This is a genomic window from Nonomuraea spiralis, from assembly GCF_014648435.1.
GTDB lineage: Bacteria > Actinomycetota > Actinomycetes > Streptosporangiales > Streptosporangiaceae > Nonomuraea > Nonomuraea spiralis.
Genome location: NZ_BMRC01000012.1, coordinates 283,960 through 306,200 on the forward strand (window position 1 = coordinate 283,960; position 22,241 = coordinate 306,200).

Consider the following 22,241-nt stretch of genomic DNA (forward strand, 5'->3'; position numbering starts at 1 on the left):
GCTAGCCGCCGATGGCCGACATCGGCCTGGACGGCTGGAGGAAGGACGGGTCGTCGATGCCGTGGCCGGCGCGCTTGCGGGCCACCGCCGCGATCCACCGCGCGGCCAGCTCGTCGTCGGAGGCGCCGGCGCGCATGGCGCTCTTGAGGTCGGACTCCTCGGTCGCGAACAGGCAGTTGCGCACCTGGCCGTCGGCCGTGAGCCTGACCCGGTCGCAGGCGCCGCAGAACGGCCGCGTCACCGAGCCGATCACGCCGACCCGGGCCGGGCCGCCGTCGACCAGGAACCGCTCGGCCGGGGCGCTGCCGCGCTGCTCCAGGTCGTCGGGCGTCAGGTCGAACGCGGCCGACAGGCGCTCCAGGATCTCGTCGGCGGTGATCATGCCCTCGCGGGTCCAGCCGTGCTGGGCGTCGAGCGGCATCTGCTCGATGAAGCGCAGCTCGTAGCCGTGGTCGAGGCAGAAGCGCAGCAGCGGAACGGCCTCGTGGTCGTTGACGTCGCGCATGAGGACGGTGTTGACCTTGACCGGGCGCAGGCCCGCCGCTTCGGCCGCGGCCAGCCCCTCGACGACGTCGGCGTGCCGGTCGCGGTGGGCCAGCCGCTTGAACGTGGCCGCGTCGAGCGTGTCGAGCGAGACGTTGACCCGGTCGAGCCCGGCCTGCGCCAGCGGCCCGGCGAGCCTGGCCAGGCCGATGCCGTTGGTGGTCAGCGACACCTGGGGGCGGGGGGCGAGCGCGGTGGTGCGGGTGACGATGTCGACCAGCTCGCGCCTGAGCAGCGGCTCGCCGCCGGTGTAGCGCACCTCGGTGATGCCGAGCCGCTCGACGCCGACGCGCACCAGCCGGACGATCTCGTCGGCCGTGAGCAGCTCGGCCCCGGGCAGCCAGTCGAGCCCTTCGGGCGGCATGCAGTACGTACAGCGCAGGTTGCACTTGTCCGTGAGGGACACCCGCAGATCAGTCGCCACCCGTCCGAACGAGTCTCGCAACATGGGGCGTCACCTCCTGTCCGTTTTCGCCGCAGATTTCGCCGCAGAGCCAGACTACGACGCCCGTCGCGTGGCTCTCAAAACCGCCTCGCGCCTACGTCCGCGGCAACGCCCCGCGAGGGTGATCGATTCCTCGGCCGCGGTCAGGGGGCGGGGACGGCGTGGGCGGCGTGCCAGGACTCGCGGGCGTCGATGAGCTCGCCCAGGTGCCGTCTGGACCATTCGCAGCCGGCCGCCATGGGGACGAGCAGGCTGCGCCCGAGGGGGGTGAGGGCGTACTCGACGCGGGGCGGGATCTCGTCGTAGGCGGTGCGGGTGAGCAGGCCGTCGCGTTCCATGGCGCGCAGGGACTCGGTGAGCACCTTCGGGGTGATGCCGCGCAGCGGCGCCTGCAGCTCGGTGAAGCGTCTGGGGCCCTGCTCCAGGCAACGGATGATCTTGGCGGTCCACTTGTCGCCGACGCGGACGGGCGTGGCGGGGCCGCAGTCGGCGAACATGTCGGGGTTCAGGGGCTCGGCCATGACGACCATCGTAGGCGGGCGGGGTCGCTTACGTTGCGGGAAGTGACCCCCGGGCGTCTACCGTCTGCCGGGCGCGGCCGGGTTCGCCGGCCGGCCAGGTGAACGAGGTGATCGACGATGAGCAGGATCGTGGTGTTCGGCGCCGGGGGGCGGGCCGGGACGCGGGTGGTGGCCGAGGCCGTACGGCGCGGGCACGAGGTGACGGCCGTGGTGCGCGACCCGGGCCGGTACGCCGGGCCGTCCGGCGACGGTGTGTCGGTGGTCAAGGGGGACGTGACCGATCCGGGAAGCGTGGCGGAGGCCGCGGCGGGGCACGACGCCGCCGTGCAGGCGAGCGCCCGGATGGACGTGCCGTCGGCGGAGTTCTACCCGGCGGCGGCGCGGGCGCTGATCGGCGGGCTGGCGCGGGCGGGTGTCGCCAGGCTGGCGGCGCTGGGCATCGGCACCCTGCTGGAGGTCGCGCCGGGGACGCGCCTGGTGGACACGCCGGGCTTCCCGGAGGACGCGCGGGCGTTCTCGCTGGGGCACGCGGCCGAGCTGGAGGTGTTCCAGGAGGAGGGCGGGGCGCTGGACTGGGTGGTGATCGCGCCGCCGCCGGTGGTCCTCGACGACCGGGCGGAGCGGACCGGGGGGCACCGGTTCGGCGGGGGTGAGGTCATGGCCGCCGAGGAGGGCGGGCCGGTGTTCTCGTACGCCGATCTGGCGGTGGCGCTGGTGGACGAGATCGAGCAGCCGCGGCACCACCGGGTCCAGGTCGCCGTGGGCTACTGAGGCCGCCGGACGGGGGGCCAGAAGGGGGCCGGACATGCCGGAAGCCCGGCCGGGAGGCCGGGCTTCCGGGGTGGTGGCGCTTAGTGGCGGCCGCCGTAGACCTTCACCCAGTCCTTGGCCTCGGAGGGGGCCAGGTACCGGGAGCCCTCGAAGACGGCACGCCAGGTGCCCGAGGTGTAGGCCCGCTCACCGGTGCGGAAGGAACCGTCACGGCTGGTCCGCACCGACTCGACGTACTCCCACTTGTCGCTGCCGTCGGCCTGGAAGAGGATCTCGACCCGCTTCCAGCCGAGACGGTGCCAGCGCTCGCTGTCCTTGCAGTAGTCGGCGTGGAGCACCGAGACGAACCCGTTGATGTAGTCCTCGTCGCAGGCCACGGACAGCTTGCCCTCGATGGTGACGGGCCTGCCGCGCCGGGCCGGCTCCGGGTTGACGTCGAGCTGGAGGCTCGTACGGCCGCCCGCGAAGTCGGGGTCCGGGTCCGGGTCCGCCAGGGCGGGCGTGGCGGCGGTGGCCACCATGGTGGCGCCCACGGCTGCCGCGGCCAGTGCGGCGGCTAGACGTCGCATCATCAAACAATCCTTCCCCGTCTGGAACGCGCCCCAGGGACGAGGCACGTCAACGCCTAATGACGCCCCACGGTAAAGAAAAGTTGCGACAAGGTTGATCACGATCGGATAACGACAAATACTCCATCGCCCATTGTTAAGTGTTTTATTGCATTACATGGCGATTTGTCGGGGTTTTGTGGCATCTGGGGCGTAGTGGGTGTTTCCGGGGAAACGGACGCGCCAGAGACCGCCCCTGCGGAACGGGACCGTCCGGATGAACGCGCCCGCCGCGTCGGTCGTCGTCTCCCCCACGTCCTCCCAGGTCGCCGAGCCTTCCGCGCGCCACTGGAGCTCCAGCCGCTGCTTGGCGTACGGCCCGAAGTCGATGAAGCCGCGCGGGTCGATCCTCGTCAGCGAGCCGCGCAGCCGTACGCCGGCGGCGGACTTCGGCGATCGTTCCACCCGTACCGACGAGAGCTGGGTGGCCCGGCGGAGCTGGAAGGAGGCGTACTCGGTGACCGTGGCGCCGTTCGCGCCGCCGGCCGTGGCGGTGATGGTCCAGGTGCCGGTCGGGTAGAAGCGGTTCAGTTTCTTGTCGGGCAGGAAACGCCAGGTCTCCCAGTCGCCCGCCATGCGGGCCGGCGGAACCTCCGTCCTGCGCCAGTCCTGCCGCGTCGGGAACGGCTTGGCCGCCGGGGCCCGCTGGAGTTCCAGCTGGGCGCCGACCCCCAGGGACGGCGGCAGCTCCAGCAGCGGGGCCCGCAACAGCGGCGGCGCCTCCGAGGCGCCGCCGGGAGCCGGGGCCCCGGGCGCGGCGCCCGTCGAGGTGTCGGGCGCGATCCCCGGCTCGGCCTCCTGCGCGGCGTCCGAGGAGGACGGGGGCTCGGGACGGCCGGGAGGCTGGAGGGCGGGATCGGCGGCGGGCGCGTCCGTGACCGGGGGCTTGGCCGACAGCAGCGGGCCGGGCGGGACGCCGGGCTCGACCTTGACGGTGACGCCGTTCTTGCCGCGCGCGCCCCGGGCGATGACGTCGATCACGAGGCTCACGGAGTCGTGGGCCCCGACGACCGGGTCCGCGGGCCGTACGGTGATGGCGCGGATGGCGAGCTCGGTCGCGGCGGGAAACGCGGGCACGGGCACGGACACATGCACGGGCACATGCACGGGCACGGGCGCGGGCGCGGGCACGTGCATGGGCACCGTGAGCGTCCCCGCCGCGAGCGGGACGAGAAGAAGACTTCTGGTCATGAGCGAGACGCTAGGAACCGCCCGGTCATGATCAGGACCGCGACACGCACCCCTTATGGCAAAGCCGCCGGGGCGCGGGGGTCGGCGGGGGTCAGCGCGGCTCGCCGTAGAGGGAGTCGATGACGTCGGCGTACTTGGCGTGGATGACGCGGCGCTTCAGCTTCAGGCTGGGGGTGAGCTCCTCGGTCTCGGCGGTCCACTCGGTGCCGAGCAGGGCCCACCGCTTGACCTGCTGCACCCTGGCCAGCTTGGCGTTGGCGGCCTCGACGGCGGCCGTGACCTCCTTGAGCACGTCGGGGTGCTCGGCCAGCTCGGCGAGTGAGGTGAAGGCGATGCCGCGGGCCCGCGCCCAGCCCGGCGCGGTCTCGCCGTCGAGGGTCAGCACGGCCACCGGGTGGGGGCGGTTGTCGCCGTAGGCGAGGGCCTGGCCGACGAGCAGGTGTTCCTTGAGGTGGTTCTCGATCTCGGCGGGCGAGACGTTCTCGCCGCCCGCCGTGATGATGAGCTCCTTCTTGCGGTCGACTACGCGGTAGAAGCCGTCGTCGTCGACCGTGCCGATGTCGCCGGTGTGCAGCCAGCCCTCCGCGTCGAGCAGCTCGGCGGTGGCCTCGGGGCGGTTGAGGTAGGCGCCGGTGTTGAGCGGGCTGCGGGTGAGGATCTCGCCGTCCTCGGCGATGCGGACCTCGACGCCGGGCTCGGCCCTGCCGACGGTGCCCAGGCGGTAGCAGGAGGGACTGTTGCCGGTGAACGCGCCGGTGGTCTCGGTCATGCCGTAGACGTCGATGACCTTGAGTCCTAGGCCGGCGTAGAAGTGCTGCACCTCGGCGGGGAGGGGGGCGGCGCCGGTGGCGGTCCATTCGGCGCGGTCGAAGCCGATCATGCCGCGGATGACCGACAGCAGGGACGCGTCCGCCTTGTCGTAGGCGGCCTGGATCTCGGGGGTGATCGTGCCGCCGTACTGGCCGGCCTCGACGTGGGCGGCGCCGGCGGCCATGGCCGCGCGTACGGCCGCCTGCTGCTCCTCCGGCTGCGTGGCGAGCACGGCGAGCAGCCGGGCCATCATCTTCTCCCACACGCGCGGCACCCCGAAGAACATCATCGGCCTGACCTGGCCGAGCGTGGCGCCGAGGTTGGCCAGGTCGGTGCAGAAGTGCACGTGCGACATCTTGACCAGCGGGAGGTAGAGGCTGAGGATGCGCTCGGCGATGTGGGCGTAGGTGAGGTAGGAGATCTGGGTGCCGTGGACCGGCAGCGCCGTGAGGCGGTCGGTGGCGGCGACCTCGTAGAAGACGTTGACGTGGGTGAGCGGCACGCCCTTGGGCATGCCGGTGGTGCCGGAGGTGTAGAGCACGGTGACGACGTCGCCGGGGGCGACCTGCCGTGAGCGGGCCTCGACGGCGGCCTCGTCCTCGGCCAGGCGGGCGCGGCCCAGGTCGAGGAAGTCGGCCCAGGACATGAAGCGGTCGTCGTCGGGGGCGCCCTCCAGCATGATGATCCGGCGCAGGCCGTCGAGGCGGTCGAGCACCGGCTCCCAGCGGGCCAGCTCGGCCGGGCCCCCGAGCACGGCGAAGCGGGCGCCCACGTCACCGGCCACGAACGCGATCTGCTCGGGCGCGAACGTCGAGTAGACCGTGCAGCCCACGCCGCCGGCGTGCACCGCGCCGAGGTCGGCGAGGACGTGTTCGCTCCGGTTGACCATCATGATCGCCACGGCTTCGCCGCGTTCCAGGCCGAGGGCGGCGAAGCCGGCCGCGATCTCCAGGATGCGCCGCCGCGCCTGGCCGTAGGTCAAGGTGGACCAGCCGTCGCCGTCGGGGTCGGAGTAGGCGGGTGCGTCAGGGTGCCGGTCGGCCACCTGCCTGAGCTGTTCGCAGACCGTGCGACCGGCGATCTCGCGCTCGATCCCGGCCCGCACCTCGAGGACTTCGGCCATGGCACCCGCCTCCAGTCAGTAATCACTTGCACAGGTGGCATGCATCGCACCACACCCTCTGGGCAGCGGCAAGACCTTGGCGGGAAACAACGGACCCGTTCACGTAGAGTGATCGTCCAGATGCCGTACGTGTCGCGGGAGGGTGCGATGAGCAAGGGCGGAAGGACCTTCTTCGGGCATCCGTGGGGCCTGGCGACGTTGTTCTCCACCGAGATGTGGGAGCGCTTCAGCTGGTACGGCCTGCGCGCGATCCTGGCCACGTTCATGGCGGCCTCGCCCGCCCACAAGGGCCTCGGCATGTCGCAGGAGACCGCACAGGCGGTGGTCGGCGTCTACGGCGCGCTGATCTACCTGGTGGCGTTGCCCGGCGGCTGGATCGCCGACCGCATCCTGGGGGCGCGCAGGTCGGTGTTCTGGGGCGGGTTCGTCATCATGCTGGGCCATATCAGCATGGCGATCCCGGTGACGACCTCGTTCTTCGTCTGGCTCGGGCTGCTGCTGATCATCAGCGGCACCGGCCTGCTCAAGCCGAACATCTCGGTCATGGTCGGCCGCCTCTACAACGAGGACGAGGACGGCCGCAGGGACGCCGGCTTCTCCCTGTTCTACCTGGGCATCAACCTGGGCGCCTTCTTCGCGCCCCTCGTCGTCGGCTGGCTGGCCGCCGGGGACCGCTGGCACCTGGGCTTCAGCGCCGCCGCGGTCGGCATGGCCCTCGGCCTCCTCCAGTACGTGTGGGGCGGGCGCAACCTGCGCGGCATCGGCGAGCGGCCCGGCATCCGCCTGACCCCGCCCGAGCGCCGCCGGTTCGGCCGCCTGGCCGGGCTGGGCGCGGCCGTGACGGCCGCGGCGCTCGGCGTGTGGGCGGCCACCGGCACGCTCACGATCGACCGCCTGGCCCTGGCGATCACGATCGTCATCCTGATCGTGCCCGTGGCGTACTTCGCCTACATCCTCGTGGGCAGCCACAGCCTCACCGGCGAGGAACGCGGCCGGATGAAGGCCTACATCTGGTTGTTCGTGGCGGCCTCGATCTTCTGGATGATCTACGATCTGGCGCCGAGCAAGCTGCTGTTCTTCGCCGCCGACCACACGCGGTTGTCGTTGTTCGGGTTGCCGATCCAGGCCGCGACGACGCAGTCGTTCAACCCGCTGTTCATCATGATCTTCGTACCGGTGTTCGCGGCGTTGTGGGTGAAGCTGGGGGTGCGGGTGAGCACGCCGCAGAAGTTCGGGTTCGCGCTGGTCATGGTGGGGCTGAGCTTCGTGGTGATGGCGCTGGCCGCCTCGCTGGCGACCGGCGGGCGGGTGTCGGTGTGGTGGCTGGTGCTGGTCTACCTGATCCAGGTGTTCGGCGAGTTGTCGCTGAGCCCGGTCGGGTTGTCGGTGACGACGAAGCTGGCGCCCGAGGCGTTCAAGGGGCAGATGCTGGGGATCTGGTTCATCGCGGTGTCGGTGGGCGACGCGGTCGGCGGGCAGACCGGGCGGCTCAGCCACTACCTGTCCGACCCGGCCTACTACCTGGTGCTGGCGATCATGGCGATCGTGGCCGGGCTGGCGCTGTTCCTGTTCACGCGCAAGCTGCGGGTGCTCATGGCCGAGCACTACCATGCGGCGGCCATGCCTCCGATACGGTAAAAATCTCCATCGTGTCTGAAATCCTCGACCTTGTCGGTATTTTTGTTTTCGCACTGACCGGTGCGCTCATGGGTGTGCGCAAGCGGCTCGACGTGGTCGGGATGGGCGTGCTGGCCGAGATGACCGCGCTCGGCGGCGGCATCGTCCGCGACCTGATTCTCAACGTGCGGCCGGCCGCGTTCCAGAGCCTGGGTTACGTGCTCGTGCCGGTGGCCGCCACGGTGATCGTCTTCTACTGGCATCCGCATGTGGCCCGCGTGATGCCCGTCATCCTCGTGCTCGACGCGGCGGGCCTCGGCCTGTTCTCGGCCGTCGGCACCGCCAAGGCCCTGGAGTACGGCCTCAGCCCCCTGCACGCCACCGTCCTCGGGGTCACGACGGCCGTCGGCGGCGGTGTGATCCGCGACGTGCTGGCCGGCGCGATCCCCACGCTGCTGTACGACCGCCAGCTCTACGCCGTGCCCGCCCTGCTGGGCTCGGCCGTGATGGCGGGCCTGTCGACGGCGGGCCTGCACGGCTGGCCGGCCACGCTGGCGGCGGCGGTGCTGGCCTTCGGGCTGCGCATCACCGCGATGCGCCGCGGCTGGCGGGCCCCGGTCGCCAAGGGCGCCGAGGACCCCGCCGCCTAGGGCCTCACACCATCGGCACGAGGGAGTCGGGCTGCGGGCCCACGCCCGTGGGACCCTGGGCGCGGGCCTGGCAGATGCGGGCGACGGCGTCGGCCACGGTCTCGGGCGGCAGCGTGAACGGCACCCGCAGGTAACCCTCCAGGGTGCCTTCCAGGCCGAACCAGGGCCCGGGCGCCAGGCGTACGCCATGGGAGGCGGCGGCCTCGGCGAGCGAGGTGGAGGTGTCGCCGTTGAGCCGCAGCCACAACGAGCCGCCACCGCCCGGCATCGTGTACGTCCACTCCGGCAGGTGCCGGGCCAGCGCGGAGACCAGCGCCGCGCGCGAGGCGCGCAGCCGGCGGCGGCGTTCGGCGCGGGTCTCCTCCAGCCGGTCGAACAGGCGGGCGGTGATCAGTTGCTCCAGGACCGGGCTGGCGATGTCGACGGCCGCGCGGTGGCGGGCCAGCCGCCGGGCCAGGGCCGCGGTGGTACGGATCCAGCCCATGCGCAGGCCGCCCCACCACAACTTGGACGCCGAGCCGATGCTGATCACCCGGCTGTCGTTGTCGAAGGCGGCTATGGGCGCGGTGCGCGGCACCTCGTCGATGGCCAGTTCGCTCCAGGTCTCGTCCACCAGCAGGATGGTGTCGTTGCGGCGGGCCGCGCCGGTGACGGCGGCGCGGGTGGCGTCGTCCATGAGGGCGCCGGTGGGGTTGTGGAAGTCGGGCATGAGGTAGGCCAGGCGGGCGCCCGACTGCCGCATGGCGGCCGACATCAGGTCGGGCTGCCAGCCCTCGTTCGAGATGCCGAAGGGCACGATCCGGGCGCCGTGCCGGCGGGCCACGTCGATGGCGTGCGGGTAGGTCGGCGACTCGACCATGACGGCCTCGCCCGGCCTGATCAGCAGGCCGGCGACGAGCTGGATGGCGTGCTGGGAGCCGGTGGTGACGACGATCTGCTCGGGCCTGGTGGCCAGGCCGCGCTCGGTGTAGCGGGCGGCGATCCGTTCGCGCAGGACCGGCAGGCCCATGGGGTCGTAGCCGTTGCCCATGCCGTACCTGGGCAGGTCGTCCACGGCCTCGGTCATGGCCTCGCGCAGCGCGGACGGCGCGGACGGGGCGGCGCAGTGGAGCTGGATCAGGCCGTCGTCGCCGGTGCTGAGCCACGGGTTCTCGCCGGCGGTGGCCGGGTCGGGCAGGGTCGTCCAGCTTCCCGAGCCCTGCCTGCTCTCCAGGTAGCCGCGCTCACGCAGCAGGTCGTAGGCCGAGGTGACGGTCGTACGGCTGACGCCCAGGGTCTCGGCCAGGTGGCGTTCGGCGGGCATGCGGACGCGTACCGGGATCTGGCCGTCCATGATGAGCGCGCGTACGCCGTCGGCGAGGGCGCGGTAGTACGGCCGGGCGGCCGGATCGATGTCGGCCAGCCGGGCCACCTGTCCTGCCGACAAATGCCTCATAAGGCCACTTTCCCTGATTGGCCCTGTTTTGACAACCTCACTGCATGCCACTGTGGGGCCATCATGAGTGAAGCAAGCCTCCCGCGCCCGGGTTCCCTGCCCGCCCGGCTCGTACGTCTCTATGGTGGCCTGGCCCTGTACGGAGCCGGCATCGGCCTCCAGGTCGAGTCCGGGCTCGGCAACGACCCCTGGGACGTCTTCCACCAGGGACTGGCGCTCAGGGCGGGCGTGTCCATCGGCACGGTCATCATCGGCGTGGGCGCCCTGGTCATGCTGCTGTGGATCCCACTGCGCCAGCGGCCCGGCCTCGGCACGATCAGCAACGTCGTGTTCCTCGGCCTGTTCGCCGACGCCGCGATCTTCGTCCTGCCCACGCCGTCGCACCTGGCCCTCCAGTCCTTGTACGTGGCGCTCGGCGTCGTCTCGATCGCGCTGGCCACCGTGCTCTACATCGGCGCCGGCCTCGGCCCCGGCCCGCGCGACGGCATCATGACCGGCCTGGTACGGCTCGGCCTGTCGGTACGGCTCGGCCGCTTCCTCATCGAGATCACCGTCCTGGCCGCGGGCTGGCTGCTCGGCGGCCAGGTCGGCGTCGGCACCCTCGTCTTCGCCCTGGCCATCGGGCCGCTGACCCAGCTGTTCATGCGCTGGTTCCCCCTGTCGTGATCCGGCGCCGGGCCCGTCCTGACGCGACAGAAGCGGACCCGGCGCGGGATCACCGTCGCGCGAGTAGCGTCTTCGGCATGCGGATTGAGGACTACGCGCTGATCGGAGACATGCAGTCGGCCGCGCTGGTGGCGAGGGACGGTTCGATCGACTGGCTCTGCCTGCCCAGGTTCGACTCCCCCTCGTGCTTCGCGGCCCTGCTCGGCAGCGAGCGCAACGGCCACTGGTGGCTGGGTCCGACGGGCCGGAGTCCGGCCACCCGCCGCCGCTACCGGCCCGACACACTCATCCTGGAGAGCGAGTGGGACACCCCGACCGGCACGGTACGGGTGATCGACTTCATGCCGCCGCGCGACCGCAACCCCGACGTCGTGCGCATCGTCGAGGGGGTCTCCGGCAGCGTCGAGGTCTCCACCCAGCTCCGCGTGCGCTTCGACTACGGGCGCATCGTGCCGTGGGTGCGCCGCACGAACGGCCACCTCCAGGCCGTCGGCGGCCCCGACTCGGTGTGGCTGCACTCCCCCGTCCCGCTCAAGGGCGGCGACTACGCCCACCGGGCCACGTTCACCGTCGAGGCGGGCGACCGGCTGCCGTTCGTGTTCACCTGGCATCCCTCGCACGAGCCGATGCCGCCGCGCATCGACGCCGCCGAGCAGCTCGCCGAGACCGAGGCGATGTGGACCGACTGGGTGGCTCGGTGCGCCTACGAGGGCCCGTACCGGGAGGCGGTGACGCGGTCGCTGATCACGCTGAAGGGCCTGACGTACGCGCCGACCGGCGGCATCGTGGCCGCGCCGACCACGTCGCTGCCCGAGGACATCGGCGGCGTGCGCAACTGGGACTACCGGTTCTGCTGGCTGCGCGACGCCACGATGACGCTCGACGCGCTGATCAGCTCGGGCTACCTGGAGGAGGCCGCCGACTGGCGTTCCTGGTTGCTGCGCACCATCGCCGGACGCCCCCAGGACCTGCAGATCATGTACGGCGTCGCCGGCGAGCGCCGCCTGCCCGAGCTGCGCCTCGACTGGCTGGACGGCTACGAGGGCTCCCGCCCGGTCCGCATCGGCAACGAGGCGGTCCAGCAGCTCCAGCTCGACGTCTACGGCGAGGTGATGAACTGCCTGTACGTCTCCCGCGCCCGCGGCCTGGCCGCCGACGACCGCGCCTGGACGATCCAGCGCCAGCTCCTCGACTACGTGGAGGACCACTGGGACGAGCCCGACGAGGGCCTGTGGGAGGTGCGCGGCCCACGACGGCACTTCGTGCACTCCAAGGTGATGTGCTGGGTCGCCCTCGACCGCGCCGTCCAGTACGTCGAGAGGTTCGGCCGTACCGGGCCGGTGGACAAGTGGCGCACGCTGCGCGACGTGATCCACGCCGAGATCTGCGACAAGGGCTACGACCCGCGGCGCAACACCTTCACCCAGTCGTACGGGTCGTCGGAGCTGGACGCGGCGCTGCTGATGATCCCGGTCGTGGGCTTCCTGCCGCACGACGACCCCCGCGTGGTGGGCACGGTCGCGGCGATCGAGAAGGAGCTCATGTCCGACGGGTTCGTCCTGCGGTATCCGCTGGCCGCCGACAACGACGTCGACGGACTGCCCGGCGGGGAGGGCGCGTTCCTGGCGTGCAGCTTCTGGCTGGTGGAGGTGATGGCGATGCAGGGGCGCAAGGAGGAGGCCGAGGAGCTGTTCGAACGCCTCCTCGGCCTGCGCAACGACGTCGGCCTGCTGGCCGAGGAGTACGACCCCCGCTACGGACGGCTGGTGGGCAACTTCCCGCAGGCGTTCAGCCACGTGCCGCTGATCCACGCCGCCCGCGCCCTGTCACGGGCGTGACGCGCGGGCCGGAACGGGTTTCCGGCCCCGCACGGAGTGGGACAGACCTCGCATGGGTGAGGAGTGGGACCTGGCCGTCGTGGGCGCGGGACCGGCGGGCTCGGCGGCGGCGCTGCGGGCCGCGCAACTGCGGCCGGACCTGCGCGTGCTCCTGCTCGACCGGTCCGGCTTCCCCCGCGACAAGCCGTGCGGCGACGGCATCGCCGCGCACGGGCGCGACGAGCTGGCGCTGCTCGGGCTGCCCGCGCTCATCGACGACTACCGGCCCACGCCCCGGCTGACCGTGGTCTCGCCGGGCGGGCTGCGCGTCTCGGCCGAGGCGGCGCGGCCCAACCACGTGGTGCCGCGCCGGGTGTTCGACGCGCGGCTGGTCGAGGCCGCCAGGGCCAGGGGCGTCGAGGTACGCCGCCACCGCGTCAGGGAGCTGGTGCCCGACGGGTCCTGGGTGGTCCTCGACGGGCGGTTGCGGGCCCGTACGGTGGTGGCGGCCGACGGGGCCAACTCGGCGGTGCGCCGGTTCATCGGGCTGCCCGCGGCGGCCGAACGGCACACCGCCCTGGCCGTACGGGGCTACGCCGACGTGCCCGAGTCCGACGACGTGCAGCTCATCGCCATGCAGCGGGCGGGCTGGCCGGCCTACGCGTGGTCGTTCCCGATCGGCGACGGCACCGCCAACGTCGGGTTCGGCATGTTGCTGCCCCGGCTGCGGGCGGCGGGGGCGCCCGGCCGCCAGGTGCTGCACGGGCGGCTTGCCGAGCTGCTGCCCGACCGGCCCGCCCGCGAGCTGCGCGCCCACCACCTGCCGCTGTCGACCGGGCGGCCCGCGCCGGGGGCCGGGCGCGTCCTGCTCGCCGGGGACGCGGCGGGGCTGATCAACCCGCTCACCGGCGAGGGCATCTACTACGCGCTGCTGTCGGGGCGGCTGGCGGCCGAGGCGGCGCTGGAGTCGCCGGGCGACCCGCTGACGCGCTACCGGGGCAAGCTGCGCGGCGCGCTCGGGCGGCATCTGCGCACGACCGACGTGCTGGCCAGGCTGGCGCAGTCGCCGGGGTTCATCGACGCGGCGATCGCGACCGCCGCGCGCCGCAAGGAGGTGTTCGACCTGCTGGTGGAGGTGGGGCTCGGGGCCGGGACGGTGCCCGCGCCGCTGGCCCTGGCGGTGGGACTGCGCTGGCTCCGCGGCGCGACCGGCCTGTCCCGCTGACCCCCCGGTGGCCGGGTCGGCGGGTGGCGCCGGGCCGTGCCGCCTGTTCGGCGCGCCCGGCCGCCGTCAGGCTGTGAGTACGGCGCCGTTGGCGAGCAACAGGAGGACGTCCACGGCCGCCACGGCCACGGCGGCGGCGAACGGCGCCCGCGCGGACCGGCCCGCCGGCAGCACTCCCCCGGCGGCGAGCACGGCGGCGGCCGCCATGGCGAGCCACCCCGCGAGGCCGGGGCCGCCCGCGGGCCCGAGGACGAGCAGGCAGGTGGCGGCCAGCAGCGGCACGGGCACCAGCAGCCGCACCCGCGCCGCCCCGAGGCGCTGCGGCCACCCGCGTACGCCGGTCGCCAGGTCGCCCTCGATGTCGGGCAGCACGTTGGCCAGGTGCGCCCCCACGCCGAGCAGCGCCGCGGCGGCCACGGCCCACCACGCCGGCCACGGCTCCCCGGGCAGCCCCAGCGTCACGAACGCCGGCAACACGCCGAACCCGGCCGCGTACGGCGCCCACGACAGGACGGTGGCCTTGAGCCCCAGGTCGTACCCCCAGGCTCCCAGTACGCCCGCGAGGTGCAGCAGGCCCGCCGACCGGCCCGAGGCCAGCGACAGCGGCACGCAGCAGGCCAGCGCCGCCAGCGCGGCCACCCGTACGGCGGTCACGCTCACCGTGCCGTCGGCGGCCGGTTTGCCCGCGCGCCCGGCGGCGGCGTCCCGGGCGGCGTCCACGGCGTCGTTGCACCAGCCGACCGACAACTGCCCCGCCAGCACGGCGGCGGCCACCAGGACACAGCCGGCCGCGTCCCGGCCCGACGCCACGGCCAGCGCGGTGACCAGGGCGGTCACGGCCACGGTGGGGCCCGGATGGCAGGCCAGCGCCAGCGCGACGGCCGTACGGACCGGCCCGCCGCGTACGACGGCGGCGGCCGCGGGGTCCGGGTCGGTCACACCGCGATCGTAGACCCGGAGAAACGCGGCGAGAATTCCCACACGCCGCGTATGGCTTAAATGACCATCGGGGCGGGAAGCGTGCGGGGAGTGAGATGTTGTGGGCGACCTGTCGAGGGAGCACTGCATGACCCGAATCTCCGCAGTCCGTTGCGCGTTCCCTCCTCACCGGTATCCGCAGTCCGAGCTCACCGACATGGCCGCCCGCCTGTGCCTCCCCGACAACGCCGACCGCCGCCTCATCGACCGCCTGCACCGCGGCGCGCGCGTGGAGTACCGCAACCTCGCCCTCCCGATCGACCGGTACGAGAAGCTGGACGGCTTCGGCGCCGCCAACGACGCCTTCGTCTCCGTGGCCGTCGAGCTGGGACTGGAGAGCGTGAAGGCGGCCCTGGACGCCGCCGGCCTGGAACCGGCCGACGTGGACCTGATCATGTTCACGTCGGTGACCGGCATCGCCGCGCCGTCCGTGGACGCCCGGCTGGCCGCCGCGCTGGGCCTGCGGCCCGACGTCAAGCGGGTGCCCGTCTTCGGCCTGGGCTGCGTGGCCGGCGCGGCGGGCATCGCCAGGCTGCACGACTACCTGCGCGGCTGGCCGGACCATGTGGCCGTGCTGCTGTCGGTGGAGTTGTGCTCGCTGACCCTGCAGCGCGGCGACTCCTCACCGGCGAACCTGGTCGCCGGCGCGCTGTTCGGCGACGGCGCGGCGGCCGTCGTGGCCTGCGGCGCCGAACGCGCCACGGCCGGGCCCTCGGTGGTCGCCACCCGCAGCCACCTGTATCCCGGCTCCGAGCACGTCATGGGCTGGCAGGTGGGCGACACCGGCTTCCGGGTGATGCTGGACGCCAGCGTGCCCGACGTGGTCCGGCGTTACCTGGCCGACGACGTGCACGGGCTCCTGGCCGAGCACGGGATCACGGCCGGGGACGTGACGGCGTGGGTGTGCCATCCGGGCGGTCCGAAGGTGCTGGAGGCGGTGTCGGAGGCGCTGGAGCTGCCCGTGGGCGCGCTCGACGTGACGTGGCGCTCGCTGGCCGCCCACGGCAACCTGTCGTCGTCCTCGGTCCTGCACGTGCTCGGCGAGACCCTGGCCGCCGGGCCGCGGGCCCCGGGGACGTGGGGGCTGGTCATCGCGATGGGCCCCGGTTTCTGCTCCGAGCTCGTCCTGCTGCGCTGGTAGGCGCCCGTCCACGATCCCTCGACTCCGCTGGTGGTTGACCTGTGACCTGGTATCTGGTGCTCATCGTGCTCGTCGGCCTGGAACGCCTGGCCGAGCTGGTCGTCGCCAGGCGCAACGCCGCCTGGAGCATGGCGCGCGGCGGTGTCGTGACCGGGCGGGGGCACTATCCGTGGATGGTGGCCCTGCACACCGGGCTGCTGGTGTGCGCGCCGCTGGAGGTGGCCCTGGCCGGACGGCCGTTCCTGCCCGCGCTGGGCTGGCCGATGCTCGTGCTGGTCGTGGCGGCCCAGGGATTGCGGTGGTGGTGCGTCACCGCGCTCGGGCCGCGGTGGAACACGCAGGTGATCGTGGTGCCGGGGCTGCCGCTGGTGACGGGCGGGCCGTACCGGTTCCCGTGGTTGCGGCACCCCAACTACGTGGCGGTGGCGGCCGAGGGGCTGGCGCTGCCGCTGGTGCACACGGCCTGGCTGACGGCGCTGGCGTTCACGCTGCTCAACGCCGCGCTGATGGTGGTGCGCATCCGGTGCGAGAACGCCGCGCTCGCCCTCGTGGCCAGGGGGTGAGCCGGTGATCGACGTACTGGTCGCGGGCGGTGGGCCTGCGGGGCTGGCGACGGCCATCCACGCGGCGCTGGCCGGCATGGAGGCGGTCGTCGTCGAGCCGCGGGCCGGGCCGGTGGACAAGGCGTGCGGCGAGGGTGTCATGCCGGGCGGCGTGGCCGCGCTGGCGGCGATGGGGGTGCCGGTCGCCGGGCGGGGGTTCCGCGGCATCCACTACCTCGACGGCCGGCGGGAGGCGCGGGCCGCCTTCGCCGCCGGGCCGGGGCTCGGCGTCCGGCGTACGAGCCTGCACATGGCGCTGTCGCAGCGGGCCGCCGAGCTGGGCGTCAAGACCGTCACCGGCCGGATCGCCCGCGCCGAGCAGGACCGGGACGGCGTGTCCGCGGGCGGGCTGCGGGCCCGCTGGCTGGTGGCCGCCGACGGCCTGCACTCCCCGCTGCGCCGCTCGCTCGGCCTCGACCTGCCGGTACGCGGCCCCCGCCGGTACGGCCTGCGCAGGCACTACCGGATCGAGCCGTGGAGCGACTTCGTCGAGGTCCACTGGTCGGGCGCGGGCGAGGCGTACGTCACGCCGGTCGGCGACGACCTGGTCGGCGTCGCGGTCCTCAGCTCGGCGCGGCGCGGCTTCGAGGACCACCTGCGCGGCTTCCCCGGCCTGGCCCGACGCCTGGACGGCCCGGCCGTCACGCCGGTGCGCGGCGCGGGCCCGCTGCGCCAGGCCGTACGGGCCCGCCGGGCCGGCCGGGTCCTGCTGGTCGGCGACGCGGCCGGTTACGTGGACGCGCTCACCGGCGAGGGCGTCTCGCTGGCCGTGCGCTCGGCGGAGGTGCTGGTCGGGTGCCTGGCGGCGGGGCGTCCGGAGGACTACGAGGGCGCGTGGCTGCGCCTGTCGCGTACGCACAGGCTGCTGACGGGCGCGCTGGTCCAGGCCGCCCGCCGCCCGGGCACGGCCCGCCTGGTGGTGCCCGCGGCGCGCCGGCTGCCCCGCCTGTTCACCGGCGTGGTCCGGGTGCTGGCGTGAGCCTTCCCCGCCGGCCCGGCGGTGTGCCGATAATGAACACACACGGTCCCCCCGAAGGACGGTCGCCATGACGGACAAGCTCGTACGGCAGGTGCTGGCCCAGGTCGACGGCCCCGACCCGCGGGTGAACGAGATCGTCTCCGCGCTGGTCGCCCACCTGCACGCGTTCGTGGCGGAGGTGCGCCCCACCGAGGCCGAGTGGCGGGCCGGGCTCGCCTTCCTCGCCGAGACCGGCCGGTGGTGCACGCCGGACCGCGACGAGTTCGTGTTGTTGTCGGACATGCTCGGCCTGACCTCCGCCGTGGACGAGGTCAACCACGAAGGCCCGGAGAACATGACGCCCTCCTCCGTCGAGGGCCCCTTCCACTCCCCCGCCCCGGCTCGCGAGCCCGGCGCGTGGCTCAGCCACGGGCCCGAACGCGGGCGCGGCGTGCCCATGGTGGTGCACGGGCGGGTGCTCGACTGCGAGGGCGTCCCGCTGCCCGGCGCGGCCGTCGACCTGTGGCAGGCCGGCGACAATGGCCTGTACGACAGCCAGGACGACGCCCAGGAGCCCGGCAACCTGCGCGGCCTGTTCACCACCGACGAGCAGGGCCGTTACTGGTTCCGTACGATCCGCCCGAGCAGCTACCCGGTGCCCGCCGACGGCACCGCGGGACGGCTGCTGCGCGCGTCCGGGCGGCACCCGATGCGTCCCGCCCACCTGCACTACCAGGTCACCGCGCCCGGCCATCGGCCGCTGACCACGCACGTGTTCCTGGCCGGCGACCCCTACCTGGGCTCCGACGCCGCGTTCGCGGTCAAGGAGGAGCTCGTACGGCGTCCGGTGCCGCGTACCGGGGGGTGGGGGATGGACGGGCCGTACGAGGAGATCGACTTCGACGTGCGGCTGGTGCCGATCGGCTGGGCCGGCTGAGACCCGCCGGTCAGCCGCCGGGTGGCGGGCGCAGGCCGTCCATGACCAGCCCGAAGAGGTGGTCGCCGCGGGCGGCCAGCGAGGGCGCCTGGTCGAGCATCCAGCTCACGGCGCTGGCCAGCGCGAACAGGTCGAGCCCCGTCACGTCGGCGCGGACGTCGCCGGTGGCCTGGGCGCGTTCCAGCAGCCGGCCGCCCGCCTGGCGCATGGCGTGGCAGGAGGCGTGCAGCGGTGAGCCCTCGTCGTTGATCGTGGCCATCATCGAGGCGGCCAGTCCCCGGTAGGCGCCCGCGCCCGCGACGAACGCGCGCAGCCACTCCACCAGCGCCTCGTGCGGCTCGGCGGCGCCGTCCAGCGCCTGGGCGCGTTCGGCGAGCCGGTCGAAGCGCTGCCGCAGCAGCGCTTCGAGCAGCGCCTCCCTGGTCGGGAAGTGCCGGTAGAGCGTGCCCAGGCCGACCTCGGCGCGGCGGGCGACGTCGCGCAGGGACGCCTCGGTGCCCTGCTCCTCGATGACGGTGGCGGCCACGGCCAGGATGCGCTCGCGGTTGCGCTGGGCGTCCGCGCGCCGGTTACGGGGTGTTTCGGTCATCCGGTACCTTCCGGAGTTTGACAAGCGGAGCAGTGCTCCGATTATGATCCGGAACACTGCTCCGCATCATAGCGGCGCCCGGCTCCCTGAGGAGAATCGACGATGAAGGCCATCCGCGTGCACGAGGTCGGCGGCCCCGAGGTCCTGAAGCTGGAGGAGGTGCCCCTGCCCGAACCGGGTCCCGGCGAGGTCCTGGTCCGGGTGCACGCCGCCGCGGTCAACCCGCCCGACTGGTACGCCCGGCGGGGTTTCGCGAACATCCCGGCGTCCATGCGCCCGGAGATCCCCCTGCCCTTCACCCCCGGCTCGGACGTGTCGGGCGTCGTGGCCGCCCTCGGCCCCGGCGTCACCGAGTGGGCCGAGGGCGACGAGGTCTACGGCCTCGTCCGCTTCCCCCGCGTCGGCGACCTGGGCGGCAGAGGGTACGCCGAGTACACCACCGCCCCCGTCGGCCACCTGGCCCGCAAGCCCGCCTCGGTGGACCACGTCGCCGCGGCCGCGGTGCCGATGGCCGGACTGACCGCCTACCAGTACGTCCACGACATCATCGGCCTGCGGCCCGGCAGCCGGGTCCTGGTCAACGGCGCGGCCGGCGGCGTCGGCCACTTCGCCGCCCAGCTCGCCGCGGACCTCGGCGCGTACGTCATCGCCGTGGCCTCGGGCCGTCACGAGACCTTCCTGAAGGAGCTGGGCGTGGCCGAGTTCCTCGACTACACGAAGGTCGCGCCCGAGGACGTCGTACGCGACGTGGACTGCCTGATCGACACCGTGGGCGGCCCTGCGGGCCACCGGTTCCTGCCGGTGCTCAAGGACGGCGGCACGCTCAGCCCGGTCTTCCACGGCGAGTACCACGACGAGGAGGCGGCACGGCGCGGCATCGTGCGCCGGGGCGGCCAGGTGCACTCCGACGGGCCGGGGATGGCCGCGCTGGCCGAGCTGATCGACGCGGGACGGCTGCGCGTCGGCGTCGACAGCGTCTTCTCCCTGGAGGAGGCCCCGCGGGCGCACGAGCGCGCCGAGCGGGGCCACATCCAGGGGAAGATCGTGTTGCGCGTGGTCTGACCGGTGCCCGAGCGGGGCCGGGCGGAGGTCAGGTCCGCGACCACCGCTGGTTGGCCCCGCCGTTGCAGGTCCAGATGACCAGCTTCGTACCGTTGGCGGTGGCGTTGTTCGGCACGTCGAGGCACTTGCCCGCGCCGACGGCCGTGATGGCGCCGTCCGTGCCGAGCCGCCACTGCTGGTTGGCCTGGCCGTTGCAGTCCCAGATGATCACGCGGGTGCCGTCGGCGGTGCCGCGGTCGTACACGTCCAGGCACTTGCCGCCGTAGACGCGCAGCTCGCCCGTGGTGGTCGGGGTCCACTGCTGGTTGGGGCCGCCGTTGCAGTCCCAGATCTGGACCTGGGTGCCGCCGGTCTGGGACGCGCCCGGCACGTCCAGGCACCTGCCGGAGCCGGCGCCCTTGATCGCGGTGGCCGCAGGGGGCGTGCCGCCGCCGGTGACGACGTACATGGCGGCGCCGTGGGCGGGCACGGAGGCGCTGACCGTGCCCGCCGAGGAGCCGGTCGTGTGGGCCCACAGGTCGCGTACGGAGTAGGAGGCCGCGGCGCCGAGCCCCAGCGCGGAGGCGGTGGTGGAGACGGTGGCCGCGGCGCTCCCCCGGTTGAGCAGCACGACGGCGGCCGAGCCGGTGCCCGTGCCGGTCGCGGCCATCGGCTTGCGCCAGACCTCCAGGTTCCCGTTGTCGGCGATCTTGTGGCCCTGCCTGCCTCCCCAGTCCTGGTTCACGGCGATGACCTCGGTGTTGGTGAGGATCGTCCGGGTCTCGGCGCTCATCGAACGCAGGTCGTTGCCGGCGACGAGCGGCGCGTTCAGCAGCGCCCACAGACTGAAGTGGGCTCGCGACTCGGTGGCCGTCAGCCCCGCGTTGCCGACCTCCAGCATATCGGGGTCGTTCCAGCCGCCCGGCCCCGAGTACGCCTCCAGCCCGGCCTGGCTGTCCAGGATGCCCATGACCGAGCCCCAGTTCGCCTGGATGTCGCCCGTGGTGCGCCAGGAGTTGCCGACCGGCATGCCCCAGGTCCAGACGCTGTCCTGACCCCAGTTGCACAGGCTGTAGAGGATCGGCCGGCCGGTCGCGGCGAGGGCGTCGCGCATGGCGGTGTAGCGCTGCTGCGCGCTCTGCCCGAGGTGGTCGCCGCAGTTGTCGTACTTGAGGTAGTCCACGCCCCACGACGCCCACAGGGTCGCGTCCCTGCGCTCGTTGCCGAGGCCGGCCGGGTAGCCCGCGCAGGTCGTGGTGCCGGCCGAGGAGTAGATGCCGAGCTTGAGCCCCTTGCCGTGCACGTAGTCGGCCACGGCCTTGATGCCGCCGGGGAACTTCTGCGGGTCGGGGACGAGGTCGCCGGCCGCGTTCCGGGTCTTGGTGGACCAGCAGTCGTCGATGTTGACGTATGTGTAGCCGGCCGCGGCCATGCCGGAGGCGACCATGGCGTCGGCCGTCTGCCTGACGAGGGTGTCGCTGACCGAGCAGCCGAAGCTGTTCCAGTCGTTCCACCCCATTTGAGGCGTTCTGGCCAGGCCGTTCTCCAGGGCGGCGGCGGGGGGCGCCAGGGTGGCGGCGGCCGTGAGGCAGGTGGCGGCCAGGGCCAGGGGGAGGGTTGTTCGAAGGATCGCGCGCATGGGACTCCTTCAACACCGAGGGGTGAGGATCCAACATGATCCGACTAAATCAAACGGGATCGTCCGTCGGTTTTCGTGTGCAGTCAAGGGGTGTTGATGGATTCTGTTGCTTTTTAGTAAGAACGCAGACGTACAAGGGTTTGCGGATCGGGGCGCTTCGGGCGATGTCACTGTACGTAACCACTTACGTTTCAAATCTCGGGACGATGGCTACTATCTGTAGCGGTTAGATCATCGAGAGTGATTGGATCGGTGTAATGCGACGATTCATCGCAGCACTTGTCTCTTGCGCCGCGTTCGGCGCCGTCCCACTCGTCACAGCCGGTCAGGCCGCCGCCGAGCCGCGTCCGGACGCGCTCGCCTACACACCCGGCGGCTCTGCCGCCGGGAACCCATGGGACGGTGACCGTTCGTCGAACGGCGACCGTAACTGGGAAGGCGACCGTCAGTGGGAAGGGGACCGCGACTGGGACGGCGACCGCGACTGGGACGGTGACCGTCAGTGGGACGGCGACCGCGACCAGGACAACGACCACAACCGGCACGACGACCACAACCGGCACGAGGACCACAAGGGCGACGACCGCAAGGGCGACGACCAGAAGTGGGACAGCGAGCACGACTGGGTCGGCGACTGGGGCTGGGTAGACGGCGACTGGGACAGCGACCACAAGGGCGACGACCACAAGGGCGACGACCACAACCGGCACGACGACCACAAGGGCGACGACCACAAGGGGGACCGCGACCACAAGTGGGACGGCGACCAGAAGTGGGACGGCGACCGCGAGTGGGATGGCGACCGCGAGTGGGACGGCGACCGTCAGTGGGACGGCGACCGCGACTGGGACGGCGACCGCGAGTGGAACGGCGACCGCGACTGGGACGGCGACCGCGAGTGGAACGGCGACCGCGACTGGGACGGCGACCGCGA

The 22,241-nt window shown here is 73.0% G+C and carries 21 protein-coding genes; 12 read left to right on the forward strand and 9 right to left on the reverse strand.

Annotation, left to right across the window (positions count from 1 at the left end; all coding sequences use genetic code 11):
- Position 1: 1 nt before the first annotated feature.
- Complete coding sequence (gene moaA, locus IEZ27_RS29455) at positions 2-991, reverse strand: GTP 3',8-cyclase MoaA (protein ID WP_189650212.1); 990 nt, start codon at positions 989-991, stop codon at positions 2-4.
- A 140-nt stretch (positions 992-1,131) separates the two neighbouring features.
- Entirely contained in the window at positions 1,132-1,509 is a 378-nt protein-coding gene (locus IEZ27_RS29460; RefSeq protein ID WP_189650213.1) for a winged helix-turn-helix transcriptional regulator, read from the reverse strand.
- Between the two features lie 117 nt (positions 1,510-1,626).
- Between IEZ27_RS29460 and IEZ27_RS29465 the strand changes: the two genes are divergently transcribed.
- Entirely contained in the window at positions 1,627-2,280 is a 654-nt protein-coding gene (locus tag IEZ27_RS29465; RefSeq protein ID WP_189650214.1) for an NAD(P)-dependent oxidoreductase, read from the forward strand.
- Between the two features lie 80 nt (positions 2,281-2,360).
- Here IEZ27_RS29465 and IEZ27_RS29470 read toward each other — a convergent pair whose 3' ends face one another.
- From IEZ27_RS29470 to IEZ27_RS29480, 3 genes are all read right to left on the reverse strand, one after another.
- A complete protein-coding gene (locus IEZ27_RS29470) occupies positions 2,361-2,852 on the reverse strand; it encodes a hypothetical protein (RefSeq protein WP_189650215.1) in 492 nt (163 codons plus the stop codon).
- 150 nt (positions 2,853-3,002) lie between these two features.
- Entirely contained in the window at positions 3,003-4,079 is a 1,077-nt protein-coding gene (locus tag IEZ27_RS29475) for a hypothetical protein (protein WP_189650216.1), read from the reverse strand.
- A 91-nt stretch (positions 4,080-4,170) separates the two neighbouring features.
- Positions 4,171-6,012 carry an AMP-dependent synthetase/ligase gene (locus IEZ27_RS29480; RefSeq protein ID WP_189650217.1) on the reverse strand — a complete coding sequence of 614 codons (1,842 nt, stop codon included), beginning with the start codon at positions 6,010-6,012 and terminating at the stop codon, positions 4,171-4,173.
- A gap of 147 nt (positions 6,013-6,159) precedes the next feature.
- On the opposite strand from IEZ27_RS29480, the gene IEZ27_RS29485 reads away from it, so the two are divergent.
- Complete coding sequence (locus tag IEZ27_RS29485) at positions 6,160-7,650, forward strand: peptide MFS transporter (protein ID WP_189650218.1); 1,491 nt, start codon at positions 6,160-6,162, stop codon at positions 7,648-7,650.
- 11 nt (positions 7,651-7,661) lie between these two features.
- The gene (locus IEZ27_RS29490; RefSeq protein ID WP_189650219.1) at positions 7,662-8,279 is read left to right on the forward strand and encodes a trimeric intracellular cation channel family protein; all 618 of its coding nucleotides are present in this window, start codon (positions 7,662-7,664) and stop codon (positions 8,277-8,279) included.
- Between the two features lie 4 nt (positions 8,280-8,283).
- Here IEZ27_RS29490 and yczR read toward each other — a convergent pair whose 3' ends face one another.
- Positions 8,284-9,714, reverse strand: coding sequence for a MocR-like transcription factor YczR (gene yczR / locus IEZ27_RS29495; protein WP_189650220.1), 1,431 nt, complete (start codon positions 9,712-9,714; stop codon positions 8,284-8,286).
- 63 nt (positions 9,715-9,777) lie between these two features.
- Here yczR and yczE point away from each other — a divergent pair, with 63 nt between their 5' ends.
- The 3 genes from yczE (at position 9,778) to IEZ27_RS29510 (ending at position 13,422) form a co-directional block, all read left to right on the forward strand.
- A complete protein-coding gene (yczE, locus tag IEZ27_RS29500; RefSeq protein ID WP_189650221.1) occupies positions 9,778-10,380 on the forward strand; it encodes a membrane protein YczE in 603 nt (200 codons plus the stop codon).
- A gap of 77 nt (positions 10,381-10,457) precedes the next feature.
- A complete protein-coding gene (locus IEZ27_RS29505) occupies positions 10,458-12,218 on the forward strand; it encodes a glycoside hydrolase family 15 protein (RefSeq protein ID WP_189650222.1) in 1,761 nt (586 codons plus the stop codon).
- 52 nt (positions 12,219-12,270) lie between these two features.
- Positions 12,271-13,422 carry an NAD(P)/FAD-dependent oxidoreductase gene (locus IEZ27_RS29510; protein WP_189650223.1) on the forward strand — a complete coding sequence of 384 codons (1,152 nt, stop codon included), beginning with the start codon at positions 12,271-12,273 and terminating at the stop codon, positions 13,420-13,422.
- Positions 13,423-13,488: 66 nt separating this feature from the next.
- On the opposite strand, the gene IEZ27_RS29515 is transcribed toward IEZ27_RS29510, so the two are convergent.
- Positions 13,489-14,361, reverse strand: coding sequence for a UbiA family prenyltransferase (locus IEZ27_RS29515; protein ID WP_229824450.1), 873 nt, complete (start codon positions 14,359-14,361; stop codon positions 13,489-13,491).
- Positions 14,362-14,488: 127 nt separating this feature from the next.
- On the opposite strand from IEZ27_RS29515, the gene IEZ27_RS29520 reads away from it, so the two are divergent.
- The 4 genes from IEZ27_RS29520 to IEZ27_RS29535 all read left to right on the forward strand — a co-directional run bounded on the left by IEZ27_RS29520 (position 14,489) and on the right by IEZ27_RS29535 (position 18,038).
- Positions 14,489-15,541 carry a type III polyketide synthase gene (locus IEZ27_RS29520; RefSeq protein WP_189650225.1) on the forward strand — a complete coding sequence of 351 codons (1,053 nt, stop codon included), beginning with the start codon at positions 14,489-14,491 and terminating at the stop codon, positions 15,539-15,541.
- Between the two features lie 41 nt (positions 15,542-15,582).
- A complete protein-coding gene (locus IEZ27_RS29525) occupies positions 15,583-16,104 on the forward strand; it encodes an isoprenylcysteine carboxyl methyltransferase family protein (RefSeq protein ID WP_189650226.1) in 522 nt (173 codons plus the stop codon).
- Between the two features lie 4 nt (positions 16,105-16,108).
- Positions 16,109-17,122, forward strand: coding sequence for an NAD(P)/FAD-dependent oxidoreductase (locus IEZ27_RS29530; RefSeq protein ID WP_189650227.1), 1,014 nt, complete (start codon positions 16,109-16,111; stop codon positions 17,120-17,122).
- Between the two features lie 67 nt (positions 17,123-17,189).
- Positions 17,190-18,038: a dioxygenase family protein gene (locus tag IEZ27_RS29535; protein ID WP_189650228.1), complete on the forward strand. Its 849-nt coding sequence runs from the start codon at positions 17,190-17,192 to the stop codon at positions 18,036-18,038.
- A gap of 10 nt (positions 18,039-18,048) precedes the next feature.
- Here the strand turns inward: IEZ27_RS29535 and IEZ27_RS29540 are convergent, their stop codons facing one another.
- Positions 18,049-18,627: a TetR/AcrR family transcriptional regulator gene (locus IEZ27_RS29540; protein WP_189650229.1), complete on the reverse strand. Its 579-nt coding sequence runs from the start codon at positions 18,625-18,627 to the stop codon at positions 18,049-18,051.
- 102 nt (positions 18,628-18,729) lie between these two features.
- Here IEZ27_RS29540 and IEZ27_RS29545 point away from each other — a divergent pair, with 102 nt between their 5' ends.
- Complete coding sequence (locus tag IEZ27_RS29545) at positions 18,730-19,689, forward strand: NADP-dependent oxidoreductase (protein WP_189650230.1); 960 nt, start codon at positions 18,730-18,732, stop codon at positions 19,687-19,689.
- Positions 19,690-19,717: 28 nt separating this feature from the next.
- Here the strand turns inward: IEZ27_RS29545 and IEZ27_RS29550 are convergent, their stop codons facing one another.
- On the reverse strand, positions 19,718-21,307 hold the full coding sequence (locus tag IEZ27_RS29550) for a glycoside hydrolase family 27 protein (protein ID WP_189650231.1): 1,590 nt from the start codon (positions 21,305-21,307) through the stop codon (positions 19,718-19,720).
- Positions 21,308-21,564: 257 nt separating this feature from the next.
- On the opposite strand from IEZ27_RS29550, the gene IEZ27_RS29555 reads away from it, so the two are divergent.
- Positions 21,565-22,241, forward strand: a 677-nt coding sequence (locus IEZ27_RS29555) for a hypothetical protein (protein ID WP_229824451.1), incomplete at its 3' end; no start/stop codon positions are given.